The organism is Rhodococcus sp. Q (assembly GCF_005503035.1).
GTDB lineage: Bacteria > Actinomycetota > Actinomycetes > Mycobacteriales > Mycobacteriaceae > Rhodococcus_G.
Map to the genome: position 1 here is coordinate 1 of NZ_SCOY01000012.1, position 13,420 is coordinate 13,420.

Below are 13,420 nucleotides of genomic sequence, written 5' to 3' on the forward strand. Positions count from 1 at the left end.
GCGCAGGAGCCCGAGACACCCGAACCGGCCGCGGGCAGCGGCGAGTAGCCGCCCCGACCGCCGTCCGCCCCTCGCCTCAGGAGTTCGTTCAGTGCCCCCTCACCGTCGCAGCAGCAACACCCCGCAGCCGAAGGGTCGTCGACCCAAGATCGCGGGCAGGCAGACACCCCGCAGCGAGGCCCCCGCACCGGACGAGGTCGAGCAGACGTCGGTGCCCGCCACGGGCACGCCGGACTCCTCGCCTGCTGCCGCGGTCGCTTCGGAGCCGCCCGTCGAGGTGACGGCACCGGCTGATCGTGCGGTGGACACCGAGGCCACGGCGGACGAACCCGAACCCGACACCGCGGAGGCGGGCGGATCCGACGGGACCGAGGCCCAGGACACGCCCGCGTCGACCTCCGAGGGGTCGTCGGAGCCGCAGACGACTCCTCGTCCCGTGAATCGGACGAGTTCGCTCCGGCCGCGAGCGCAGGCGGACGACGGCCCGGGCGGTCCGCGTGACACCTCGTCCACCGTCGCCGGCTCGCCGGCCGACGACGAGGCGGTCCGCGCCGGGTGGCGTCGGGTGGCCGTGTTGGCCGCGATCGCGGTGGGGTTGGGGGTGTTCGCGGCGGTTGCGGCGGTGCGCCCGGGTGCTCAGGTCACCAACCGTGCATGGGTGGATCAGGCGGAGACGATGGAAGTGACCGCCGCGGCGCGCGATGCCATCCAGACCCTCTACACCTACGGCTGGGAGACGGTCGAACAGGACTTCGACAACGCCCGGGCCGTGCTCACCGACAGCATGCGCACCCAGTTCGACCAGACGGCGCAGGTGACCCAGGACGCGGTCACGCAGACGAAGACCCAGACGAACGCCCAGGTCACGGACATCGGCGTCAAGCTGCTCGACGGAGATCGCGCCGAGCTGGTCGCGAGCATGAACGTCAGCGCGAGCAACGACGGAGTCGAGCAGGGAAGCGCTGCCGGCCCGCTGTCGGTGACGATGACCCGGGTGGGGGACACCTGGCTGTTGTCCGAGATCAGGGACCGTTGACAGGTGCCTCGGGGCGATTCCTGCGCTTCGGTCTTGACGTCCGGCGCGTGAGGCGTCACTCTATTGGCAAGACCTGCGAGTAATCGTGAGTCCGGATGATCACGCGCCGGCGCAAATGGAGGCATCGGGCGCGAGTGTCGCGCAGGCACAGATCCCACCCGGGCGACTGGATACCGCACAGTCTCGTGGACCTGTGATCTCACTTCGGTGATCGAATCTTAGGTTTCTTCTCGCGCTGTTTGTATTCTGCGCGCATTTCCGGTACCGTTGGACGTTGCGCTGGCTGCCTCCTGTCCACCTCTCGACCCTGCCGCATCGAAGTTTCCGCTTCCTGCGTGGTGGTGACGAGTTTTCGTTCGGGTTGTGACCAGCGAATTCGCCCCACAGAAGAAGCAGATACAGCGGCGGTCGCAATGCAAGCGAGCGGCCCGCGTGAGGTGCTGGAAGGACGCATCTTGGCAGTCTCTAGCCAGACCAAGGCCGGAATCCCCGGAGCCCCGAAGAGGGTCTCGTTCGCGAAAATTCGCGAGCCTCTCGAAGTCCCGGGTCTACTTGATCTTCAGACCGATTCCTTCGAATGGTTGATCGGCTCGCCCGAATACCGTGAGCGAGTCAAGGCTCGCGGAGACGAGGGTGCGACCGGCGGCCTGGAGGACATCCTCGCCGAACTCTCCCCGATCGAGGACTTCTCGGGCTCGATGTCCCTGTCCTTCTCCGACCCGCGCTTCGACGAGGTCAAGGCCTCCGTCGAGGAGTGCAAGGACAAGGACATGACGTACGCGGCACCGCTGTTCGTCACTGCCGAGTTCATCAACAACAACACCGGTGAGATCAAGAGCCAGACGGTCTTCATGGGTGATTTCCCGATGATGACCGACAAGGGCACCTTCATCATCAACGGCACCGAGCGTGTCGTGGTGTCCCAGCTCGTCCGTTCGCCGGGTGTCTACTTCGACGACAGCATCGACAAGGCCACCGAGAAGACGCTGCACAGCGTCAAGGTGATCCCGGGCCGTGGCGCCTGGCTCGAGTTCGACGTCGACAAGCGCGACACCGTCGGTGTGCGCATCGACCGCAAGCGTCGCCAGCCCGTCACCGTGCTGCTCAAGGCTCTCGGCTGGACCACCGAGCAGATCACGGAGCGCTTCGGCTTCTCCGAGATCATGATGTCCACGCTCGAGAAGGACAACGCCGCGGGCACCGACGAGGCGCTCCTCGACATCTACCGCAAGCTGCGTCCGGGCGAGCCGCCGACCAAGGAGTCCGCGCAGACCCTGCTGGAGAACCTGTTCTTCAAGGAGAAGCGCTACGACCTCGCTCGCGTGGGTCGCTACAAGATCAACAAGAAGCTGGGCGTCAACACCGACCAGCCGATCACGGCGTCGACCCTCACCGAGGAAGACATCGTCGCGACGGTCGAGTACCTGGTGCGCCTGCACGCGGGCGACCAGACGATGACCGTCCCCGGCGGCGTCGAGGTGCCGGTCGAGGTCGACGACATCGACCACTTCGGCAACCGTCGTCTGCGCACCGTCGGCGAGCTCATCCAGAACCAGATCCGCGTGGGCCTGTCCCGCATGGAGCGTGTCGTTCGCGAGCGGATGACCACTCAGGACGTCGAGGCGATCACGCCGCAGACCCTGATCAACATCCGTCCCGTCGTGGCCGCGATCAAGGAGTTCTTCGGAACCTCCCAGCTGTCGCAGTTCATGGACCAGAACAACCCGCTGTCGGGCCTGACCCACAAGCGTCGTCTCTCGGCGCTCGGCCCCGGTGGTCTGTCCCGTGAGCGCGCAGGCCTCGAGGTCCGCGACGTCCACTCGTCGCACTACGGCCGCATGTGCCCGATCGAGACCCCTGAGGGTCCGAACATCGGTCTGATCGGTTCGCTCTCGGTGTACGCGCGGGTCAACCCGTTCGGTTTCATCGAGACCCCGTACCGCAAGGTCGTGGACGGCCAGGTCACCGACGAGGTGCACTACCTGACCGCCGACGAGGAGGACCGGCACGTCGTCGCGCAGGCCAACTCGTCCGTCGACTCGTCCGGTCACTTCAGCGAGGACCGGATCCTCGTCCGTCGTAAGGGCGGAGAGGTCGAGTTCGTCTCGTCCTCCGACGTCGACTACATGGACGTCTCGCCGCGTCAGATGGTTTCTGTCGCGACCGCGATGATTCCGTTCCTCGAGCACGACGACGCCAACCGCGCCCTCATGGGTGCGAACATGCAGCGTCAGGCCGTGCCGCTGGTCCGTTCCGAGTCGCCGCTGGTGGGCACCGGTATGGAGCTGCGTGCCGCGGTCGACGCCGGCGACGTCATCGTCACCGAGAAGACCGGTGTCATCGAAGAGGTCTCCGCCGACTACGTCACGGTCATGGCCGACGACGGCAGCCGCAAGACCTACCGCCTGAACAAGTTCGCGCGTTCCAACCAGGGCACCTGCAGCAACCAGCGTCCGATCGTGGACGAGGGCCAGCGGGTCGAGTCCGGTCAGGTCCTCGCCGACGGCCCCTGCACCCAGAACGGTGAGATGGCGCTCGGCAAGAACCTGCTCGTGGCGATCATGCCGTGGGAGGGCCACAACTACGAGGACGCGATCATCCTGTCGCAGCGCCTCGTGGAGGAGGACGTGCTCACCTCGATCCACATCGAGGAGCACGAGATCGACGCCCGCGACACCAAGCTCGGTGCCGAGGAGATCACCCGGGACATCCCGAACGTCTCCGACGAGGTCCTTGCCGACCTCGACGAGCGCGGCATCGTGCGCATCGGTGCCGAGGTCCGTGACGGCGACATCCTCGTCGGCAAGGTCACCCCGAAGGGCGAGACCGAGCTGACCCCGGAGGAGCGGCTGCTCCGCGCGATCTTCGGTGAGAAGGCGCGCGAGGTTCGCGACACGTCCCTCAAGGTGCCCCACGGTGAGACCGGCAAGGTCATCGGCGTCCGCGTGTTCTCGCGCGAGGACGACGACGATCTGCCTCCCGGTGTCAACGAGCTGGTCCGCGTGTACGTGGCCCAGAAGCGCAAGATCCAGGACGGCGACAAGCTCGCAGGCCGGCACGGTAACAAGGGCGTCATCGGCAAGATCCTCCCGCAGGAGGACATGCCGTTCCTCTCGGACGGCACGCCGGTCGACATCATCCTGAACACGCACGGTGTTCCGCGTCGTATGAACATCGGTCAGGTTCTGGAGACGCACCTCGGCTGGATCGGCAAGACCGGCTGGAACGTGCAGGTCGCGGGTGACGGCACTCGTCCGGAGTGGGCTGCGAGCCTGCCCGAGGAGATGCTCGCCGCTCCGGCCGACTCGAACATCGCGACTCCGGTGTTCGACGGCGCGAAGGAAGACGAGCTGACGGGTCTGCTCGGCGCGACCCTTCCGAACCGTGACGGCGAGCAGATGGTCGGTTCCGACGGCAAGGCGACGCTGTTCGACGGTCGCTCCGGCGAGCCGTTCCCGTACCCGGTCTCGGTCGGCTACATGTACATCATCAAGCTGCACCACCTCGTCGACGACAAGATCCACGCGCGTTCGACCGGTCCGTACTCGATGATCACGCAGCAGCCGCTCGGCGGTAAGGCACAGTTCGGTGGCCAGCGCTTCGGTGAGATGGAGTGCTGGGCGATGCAGGCCTACGGTGCGGCGTACACGCTGCAGGAGCTGCTGACCATCAAGTCGGACGACGTGGTGGGTCGCGTGAAGGTGTACGAGGCGATCGTCAAGGGCGAGAACATCCCCGAGCCCGGCATCCCCGAGTCGTTCAAGGTCCTCCTCAAGGAGCTCCAGTCGCTCTGCCTCAACGTGGAGGTGCTGTCCTCTGACGGCGCGGCCATCGAGATGCGCGACGGCGACGACGAGGATCTGGAGCGGGCGGCCGCGAACCTGGGCATCAATTTGTCCCGGAACGAAGCCGCGACGGTCGACGACCTCGCGAACTAGGAGCCGACCTGGTGGGCGGTGCAGTGGTACCGCCCACCGGGACCCGGCAGCGATAGCGAACTAGCAGCAATTCAAACCCGAACAGGGGAAAGGAAGTTACGTGCTCGACGTCAACTTCTTCGATGAACTCCGCATCGGTCTCGCCACCGCGGACGACATCCGGCAGTGGTCCTTCGGCGAGGTCAAGAAGCCGGAGACCATCAACTACCGCACGCTCAAGCCCGAGAAGGACGGCCTCTTCTGCGAGAAGATCTTCGGCCCCACCCGGGACTGGGAGTGCTACTGCGGCAAGTACAAGCGCGTCCGCTTCAAGGGCATCATCTGTGAGCGCTGCGGCGTCGAGGTGACCCGTGCGAAGGTGCGTCGTGAGCGGATGGGCCACATCGAGCTCGCCGCCCCCGTCACCCACATCTGGTACTTCAAGGGTGTCCCGAGCCGGCTCGGCTACCTGCTGGACCTGGCGCCGAAGGATCTCGAGAAGATCATCTACTTCGCCGCGTACGTGATCGTCGGCGTCGACGACGAGCTGCGTCACAACGAGCTGTCCACGCTCGAGGCGGAGATGGAGGTCGAGAAGAAGACAGTCGCCGACCAGCGTGACGCCGACCTCGAAGCCCGCGCCCAGAAGCTCGAGGCCGACATCGCCGAGCTCGAGGCCGAGGGCGCCAAGTCCGACGTCCGCCGCAAGGTCAAGGACGGCGGCGAGCGCGAGATGCGTCAGCTCCGCGACCGTGCGCAGCGTGAACTGGACCGGCTCGACGAGATCTGGACCACCTTCACCAAGCTGGCGGTCAAGCAGCTCATCATCGACGAGAGCATCTACCGCGAGCTCGTCGACCGTTATGGCGAGTACTTCACGGGTGCGATGGGCGCGGAGTCCATCCAGATCCTGATGAAGAACTTCGACATCGACGCCGAGGCCGAGTCGCTGCGCGAGACCATCCGCAGCGGCAAGGGCCAGAAGAAGCTGCGTGCGCTCAAGCGCCTCAAGGTCGTCGCCGCGTTCCAGCAGTCGGGGAACTCGCCGATGGGCATGGTTCTCGACGCCGTTCCGGTGATCCCGCCGGAGCTTCGTCCGATGGTGCAGCTCGACGGTGGCCGTTTCGCGACGTCCGACCTCAACGACCTGTACCGCCGCGTCATCAACCGCAACAACCGCCTCAAGCGACTGATCGACCTCGGTGCGCCCGAGATCATCGTCAACAACGAGAAGCGGATGCTGCAGGAGTCGGTCGACGCCCTGTTCGACAACGGCCGTCGTGGACGTCCGGTCACCGGACCGGGCAACCGCCCGCTGAAGTCCCTGAGCGACCTGCTCAAGGGCAAGCAGGGTCGATTCCGTCAGAACCTCCTCGGTAAGCGCGTCGACTACTCGGGCCGTTCGGTCATCGTCGTCGGCCCGCAGCTGAAGCTGCACCAGTGCGGTCTGCCGAAGCTGATGGCACTCGAGCTGTTCAAGCCGTTCGTGATGAAGCGTCTGGTCGACCTGAACCATGCGCAGAACATCAAGTCCGCGAAGCGGATGGTCGAGCGTCAGCGTGCCCAGGTGTGGGACGTCCTCGAAGAGGTCATCGCCGAGCACCCGGTGCTGCTGAACCGTGCACCCACGCTGCACCGCCTCGGCATCCAGGCGTTCGAGCCGCAGCTCGTCGAGGGCAAGGCCATCCAGCTGCACCCGCTCGTGTGTGAGGCGTTCAACGCCGACTTCGACGGTGACCAGATGGCCGTGCACCTGCCGCTGTCGGCAGAGGCGCAGGCCGAGGCCCGCATCCTGATGCTGTCGTCGAACAACATCCTGTCGCCTGCATCGGGTCGTCCGCTGGCCATGCCGCGTCTGGACATGGTCACGGGTCTGTTCCACCTGACCCGTCTCGACGAGGGTGCTGTCGGCGAGCTGGCCGCGGCCACCGCCGACGCTCCCGAGCAGGGTGTGTACTCGTCGCCTGCCGAGGCTCAGATGGCCGTCGATCGTGGCGCGCTGTCGGTGCAGTCGAAGATCAAGGTGCGGCTGATCACGCAGCGCCCGTCGGCCGAGCGCGAAGCCGAGCTGTTCGGCGACGAGGGCTGGAACTACGGTGACCCCTGGGTCGCGGAGACCACCCTCGGCCGCGTGCTGTTCAACGAGCTGCTCCCCGCGGACTACCCGTTCGTGAACGAGCAGATGCCGAAGAAGCGCCAGGCGACGATCATCAACGATCTTGCCGAGCGGTACCCGATGATCGTGGTCGCGCAGACCGTCGACAAGATGAAGGACGCGGGCTTCTACTGGGCCACGCGCTCCGGCGTCACCGTGTCGATCTCCGACGTCCTCGTGCCGCCGGAGAAGCCGCAGATCATGGAGAAGTACGAGGCGCAGGCCGACCAGATCGAGAAGAAGTACCAGCGCGGTGCTCTCAACCACGCGGAGCGCAACAGCGCTCTGGTGAAGATCTGGTCCGAGGCGACCGACGAGGTCGGCAAGGCCATGGAGGCGCACTTCCCGGACGAGAACCCGATCCCGATGATCGTGAAGTCGGGCGCGGCGGGCAACATGACCCAGGTCCGCTCGCTGGCAGGCATGAAGGGCCTGGTGACGAACCCGAAGGGTGAGTTCATCCCGCGCCCGATCAAGTCGTCCTTCAAGGAGGGCCTGACGGTTCTCGAGTACTTCATCAACACGCACGGTGCCCGTAAGGGTCTGGCGGACACGGCTCTCCGTACCGCCGACTCGGGTTACCTGACGCGTCGTCTGGTGGACGTCTCGCAGGACGTCATCGTCCGCGAGGTCGACTGTGGCACCGAGCGTGGCATCATCACCACGATCTCGGAGAAGCAGCCCGACGGCTCGGTCATCCGTGACGCGCACGTCGAGACCTCGACGTACGCCCGCACGCTGGCCTCCGACGCGGTCGACGAGAACGGCAACGTCATCGTCGAGCGTGGCCACGACCTGGGCGACCCGGCGCTCGACGCGCTGCTCGCTGCCGGCATCACCGAGGTGAAGGTGCGCTCCGTGCTCACCTGCACCACCGGTACCGGCGTGTGCGCGACCTGCTACGGCCGCTCGATGGCGACCGGCAAGCTCGTCGACATCGGCGAGGCCGTCGGTATCGTCGCCGCACAGTCGATCGGTGAGCCCGGTACCCAGCTGACGATGCGTACCTTCCACCAGGGTGGTGCGGCCGGCGCGGCCGACATCACCGGTGGTCTGCCGCGTGTCCAGGAGCTGTTCGAGGCCCGTGTCCCCAAGGGCAAGGCCCCGATCGCCGACGTTACCGGACGCGTGCAGCTCGAGGACGGCGACCGCTTCTACAAGATCACCATCGTCCCGGACGACGGCGGCGAAGAGGTCGTGTACGACAAGCTGTCGAAGCGTCAGCGTCTGCGCGTCTTCAAGCACGACGACGGCACCGAGCGCCTGCTGGCGGACGGTGACCACGTCGAGGTCGGCCAGCAGCTCATGGAGGGTGCTGCCGATCCGCACGAGGTGCTGCGTGTCATGGGCCCCCGTCAGGTGCAGATCCACCTCGTCAACGAGGTTCAGGAGGTGTACCGGAGCCAGGGTGTGTCGATCCACGACAAGCACATCGAGGTCATCGTGCGCCAGATGCTGCGTCGCGTCACGATCATCGATTCGGGTGCGACGGAATTCCTGCCCGGTTCGCTGGTCGAGCGCGCCGAGTTCGAGAACAGCAACCGCCGCGTCGTCGCCGAGGGCTCCGAGCCCGCGTCGGGTCGCCCTGTGCTGATGGGTATCACGAAGGCGTCGCTCGCGACGGATTCGTGGCTGTCGGCGGCGTCGTTCCAGGAGACCACTCGCGTGCTGACCGATGCGGCGATCAACTGCCGCTCGGACAAGCTGATCGGTCTGAAGGAAAACGTCATCATCGGCAAGCTGATCCCGGCGGGTACCGGCATCAACCGGTACCGGAACATCCAGGTTCAGCCGACCGAGGAGGCGCGCGCCGCGGCGTACGCCGTGCCGTCCTACGACGACCAGTACTACAGCCCGGAAGGCTTCGGCCAGGGCACCGGTGCTGCGGTTCCGTTGGACGACTACGGATTCAGCACCGACTACCGGTAGTCGCTCCGCGTTCCATCCGAACGGCCCCGCACTCGTCTACGAGTGCGGGGCCGTTCGGCGTTGTCGCGTCGGTGTGTGGGTTCTTCCGCTCGTGTCGACTGCGGCACTGTGGGTGGTGAGTCGGGCGTGACGACGCGGAGCCTGTCCGCACACCGCACCGCGACTATCGTGGACGGTGAATCGGGCATTCCGGTCGTGGACGAGAACGGGGCACAGTCATGGCGGGTGGCGGTATCGACCGGACCAAGGCGCAGGCGGCGTTGGAGACGGTGAAGGAGAGCCCGGGGATCGTGGCGATCACCGTCGCGCCGCTGGTGATCGGTTTCGGTGTGCTGTGGTGGGCGCTCGGGTTCTGGGGTGCTCTTCTCGGCGTTCTGGTGATCGCCGCAGGCATCGTGGGTGTGCGCAAGCTGCTCAGCTGACGAGCGTGCCCGGGTCGGGCAGGTGGCCGACCCGGGGTCCACAGTCGATCAGTGGAACCAGGCGAGGTCCGGGTTGTACTGAGCGTTGTGGCCGGTGAATCGGCTGACGAGCTTGATGCGATTGAGGTTGACGGTGAGTCGCTCGGCCATGTGCATGATCCGGGCGGGGATCCGACGAACCGGGACCTCCCAGCAGCCGATGTAGTCGGTGACCTCTTTGCTGAAGCTGAGTTTGAACTGGCCGACTCCGTAGAGCGGGTGCTTCGGATCGTCGATGTACTGCGACGACGGGGTCCCGTACATGTCGTAGCTGGTGCACCCGTTCTCGCGCGCCCAGCGCATCATTTCCCACTGCACCGCGTGCCCGACGCCGTGCGCCCCGAGCCCGTTGCCCTCGGAACTGCCCGATTCCTTCCGGACGGAGGCGCCGGTCAGGTAGAGGGAGGTCGTGCCTGCGCGCATGGCGTAGCCGGCGGCGACCAGCACACCGTCGTAGTGCGCGAAGAACAGCTGCCCGTTGCCTGCCCCCTGAAGCTGCTGGTAGGTGGCCGTGGCAATAGCGGGACTGGGGATCGCGAACCGTGCGTCGGATGTCGCCTTGAGCAACTCGTACTTGAGTCGGCAATTCTCGTCGGTGGCCTCGACCCGGGTGACGACCACGCCGTCGCGTGCGGCCCGCTTGATCCACCGGCGCGACCGGGTGCTGAACCGCCGGAGCACTTCCTCTTCGCTGCCGCTGATGCCGACGACGATGGTGTGGTCGTTCGTCCACGTGATCGTCCGCCAGTACCCGCGTGCGCGCAGCCGCGCCTGGTCGGCCTCGACCTCGGCGAGCAGTGGGTCGACGTGGATGCTGAAGATGTCGTTCGCGGCGGCGAGGGGGATCAGTGCGTCGATGACGCGAAGCAGGTCGTCGACGTCGGTGACGCCCGGTCCGGGGATCTGCCAGAACGTGCCGATCCGGGGCACCCGGACTCGCACTGCCGTGACGGCGAGGTCGCCGACGAACAGGTACTGCGGTTCGTGGCCCTGCAGCCGCAACGACTCGGCAAATGCGTGGCAGCGGAAGACCGAACCGCCGTCGGGGTTGCGGGCGATGTGTTCGTCCCAGTTGTCCATTTCGTGCGGTTCGGCCAGCCTGGCGGTGGCCGGGTAGTGCGCAATTGTTGTTTTGCCTGGCTTATTATCCCCCATGGTCACCGGCATGTCCCCTTCGTTGCGTCTTGGCTGGCGTCGCGCAACTTCAAGGACCGGAGTCGCGAGGTGGACGAAGTGTATTCCCCACCCCAGTGCATCGGCGACAGTTCCGCAAATGTTTCGCAACTCCAGGCGCGCCCTGTCGGGGGCTGGGGGTGGAGCTCGGGCGGTGTTCGCGCTCGATCGTTCAAGTGATTCACATCACAATGGTGCTCGCGGGTGTCGGTGATCTCATGCACAGTTCCCGCTAACGTGTCATAGGTCACGCAGGTATCCTTGCGAGAACAGGTTCTAGTTTAGAGGAGACCGACAGTGGCGTTCGTCATCACACAGCCCTGTTGCAACGACGCCAGTTGCACCGAGGTGTGCCCGGTGGATTGCATCCATCCGACACCGGACGAGCGGGCGTTCCAGCGAACAGAAATGCTCTACATCGACGCGGAGACCTGCATCGACTGCGGACTCTGCGTCGACGCGTGCCCCGTGAACGCGATCTTCCGCGACGACGACCTTCCGGACGGGATGGAACGCTACGCGTCGATCAACGCCGACTACTTCGCCGCGGGCGATCACGAGGCGGTCGCACCCGGACCGTCCCTCAAGTTCCCGAAGACGGACCACGATCCGTTCCGGGTGGCGATCATCGGGTCCGGTCCGTCGGGGTTCTATGCGGCCCGGGAGCTGCTGGCGTTCAAGCGTTCCGGTATCGAGGTCGACATGTTCGACCGGCTGCCGACGCCGTGGGGTCTGGTCCGCGCGGGCGTCGCCCCCGACCATCCGGAGACCAAGTCGGTCACCGACATGTTCGCCGAGGTGTTCCGGCGGCCCGGCTTCCGCCTGCACCTCAACGTGGAGGTCGGAAAGCACATCACGCATGCCGAACTGCTCGAACATCACCATGCCGTGATCTACGCGGTCGGGGCGCCGAGCGACCGCCGACTCGGCATCCCGGGCGAGGATCTCGACGGCAGCCTCGCCGCCACGGAGTTCGTGGCCTGGTACAACGGGCATCCCGACTACGCGGGCCGCACCTTCGACCTTTCCGGTCGCCGCGCGGTCATCGTCGGCAACGGCAACGTCGCCCTCGACGTGGCCCGACTGCTGGTCGTCGACCCCGACCGCCTCGCGAAGACCGACATGGCGCCGCACGCCGTCGACGCCCTCCGCGGCAGTGCCGTCGACGAGGTCGTCCTCCTCGGCAGGCGCGGGCCGGCGCAGGCGGCGTTCACCAATCCCGAACTGCTCGCGCTCGGCTACCTTCCGGGCGTCGACATCGTGGTCGATCCGGCCGAACTCGAACTCGACTCGGCCAGTGCCGCCGAGGTGGAATCCGATCCGGCCAAGAAGCTCAAGCTGGAGATCCTCCGCGAGTACGCGGCCCGTCCCCTCGCCGGTCACCCGAAGCGCATCGTGTTGCGGTTCCTCGCGTCCCCCGTCGAGATCCAGGGTGACGACCACGTCACGGGTGTCCTCGTCGCACGCAACGAAATGGTCGCGGACGAGTCGGGAGCGATGCGTGCACGCAGCACCGACCAGACCGAACTCCTCGAAGCCGGTCTGGTCCTGCGGTCCGTCGGCTACCGCGGTGTCCCGATTCCCGACCTGCCGTTCGACGACGAGCGCGGCACCATCTCGAACGTCGGCGGGCGGGTCACCGAGACGGGTACCGACGTCCCCGTGCCCGGCACCTACACCGCGGGCTGGATCAAGCGCGGGCCGTCCGGCGTGATCGGAACGAACCGGCTGTGTGCGCACAACACGATCGCGCTCATCCTCGAGGATCTCGTCGCCGAGCGCCTCAACGCGCCGAAGGGCGATCGGGAGGCCCTGGTGTCGTTGCTGGCCGAGCGTCAGCCCGACGAGGTCGACTGGGCGGGCTGGAAGCTGATCGACGCGCGTGAGAAGGAACTCGGCAAGGCCGGCGGCCGTCCGCGCGTCAAGCTGCTCGACATCGGCGAGATGGTGACGATCTCGAAGGGCTGACGCCGAACGGCACCCGAACAGCGGCTCAGAGCCGGGCCATCCGAGCGGTGGCCCGGCTCTCGCCGTTCACGACGAACCACACTGTCGACGACTCGTCGTCGTCGCGGCGTCGCAGTGCCAGGTGCTCGCCCGCGGTGATCGGCGCGCGGTACTCGATCACCAGTCGATGCGGAGCCGCCAGCAGGTCCGGGCGGGCCGTCACGTGTTCCTCGACGGCATGCAGGTAGGCGGCGTTGTTGACGTGCCCGAGCGGGTCGAGGTCGGTGGATCGCAGTGGGAAAGCGGCGTCGGGGACGCCGTCCGGTGCGGGGGCGTCCTGGTCGAGCCACGCCTTCCATCTCAGCCGGCTCTCGTCGGTGGTCGTCGCGAGCAGCTCCAGGGTGCTGTCGCTGATGCGCGTCGGCATCCCGGTGTCCGGGTTGAGGTTGATCCAGAATCCCTCGGTCTCGATACGAGCACCCTTGTCGCTGGTCAACTGCACGCGCATGTTCGACCACCGGGTGGAGTAGGACGAGCACCACCGGCTCAGGTGCAGGCGGTCGGGGAACGCTGCGGGAGTGTGCACGTCGATCACCGTGCGACGCAGGATCCATACCGGGTCGGTGACGCCGAAGCCGGCGGCGTCGGCGTTGTCCGAGGCGATGTCCTGCAGGTATCTCGCGATGCCGTCGAAACGCAACCGGTTGTCGGGCGCCACGTCCCCGGTGCGCAGCGGCCGGGACGTCCGGAACGGTGTCGCGCTCGCGGGTGCGGCGGTCAGTGGTTGGTCGAACGGCACGTC

At 66.5% G+C, this 13,420-nt stretch carries 7 protein-coding genes; 5 read left to right on the plus strand and 2 right to left on the minus strand.

Going from position 1 to position 13,420, the window contains the following annotated elements; all coding sequences use genetic code 11:
* Positions 1-91: 91 nt before the first annotated feature.
* From FFS72_RS13730 to FFS72_RS13745, 4 genes are all read left to right on the plus strand, one after another.
* Positions 92-1,036 carry a hypothetical protein gene (locus FFS72_RS13730; protein ID WP_137874457.1) on the plus strand — a complete coding sequence of 315 codons (945 nt, stop codon included), beginning with the start codon at positions 92-94 and terminating at the stop codon, positions 1,034-1,036.
* A gap of 437 nt (positions 1,037-1,473) precedes the next feature.
* Entirely contained in the window at positions 1,474-4,974 is a 3,501-nt protein-coding gene (gene rpoB / locus FFS72_RS13735; protein ID WP_137874538.1) for a DNA-directed RNA polymerase subunit beta, read from the plus strand.
* A gap of 100 nt (positions 4,975-5,074) precedes the next feature.
* Positions 5,075-9,037: a DNA-directed RNA polymerase subunit beta' gene (locus FFS72_RS13740; protein WP_137874458.1), complete on the plus strand. Its 3,963-nt coding sequence runs from the start codon at positions 5,075-5,077 to the stop codon at positions 9,035-9,037.
* Between the two features lie 218 nt (positions 9,038-9,255).
* A complete protein-coding gene (locus FFS72_RS13745) occupies positions 9,256-9,459 on the plus strand; it encodes a hypothetical protein (RefSeq protein WP_137874459.1) in 204 nt (67 codons plus the stop codon).
* Between the two features lie 48 nt (positions 9,460-9,507).
* Here the strand turns inward: FFS72_RS13745 and FFS72_RS13750 are convergent, their stop codons facing one another.
* A complete protein-coding gene (locus tag FFS72_RS13750) occupies positions 9,508-10,578 on the minus strand; it encodes a lipid II:glycine glycyltransferase FemX (protein ID WP_249353293.1) in 1,071 nt (356 codons plus the stop codon).
* Positions 10,579-10,968: 390 nt separating this feature from the next.
* Between FFS72_RS13750 and FFS72_RS13755 the strand changes: the two genes are divergently transcribed.
* The gene (locus tag FFS72_RS13755) at positions 10,969-12,639 is read left to right on the plus strand and encodes a 4Fe-4S binding protein (RefSeq protein WP_137874460.1); all 1,671 of its coding nucleotides are present in this window, start codon (positions 10,969-10,971) and stop codon (positions 12,637-12,639) included.
* 25 nt (positions 12,640-12,664) lie between these two features.
* Here the strand turns inward: FFS72_RS13755 and FFS72_RS13760 are convergent, their stop codons facing one another.
* Positions 12,665-13,417 (minus strand): acyl-[acyl-carrier-protein] thioesterase, encoded by a 753-nt coding sequence (locus FFS72_RS13760; RefSeq protein ID WP_171018673.1) that lies wholly within the window; start codon positions 13,415-13,417, stop codon positions 12,665-12,667.
* Positions 13,418-13,420 lie beyond the last annotated feature (3 nt).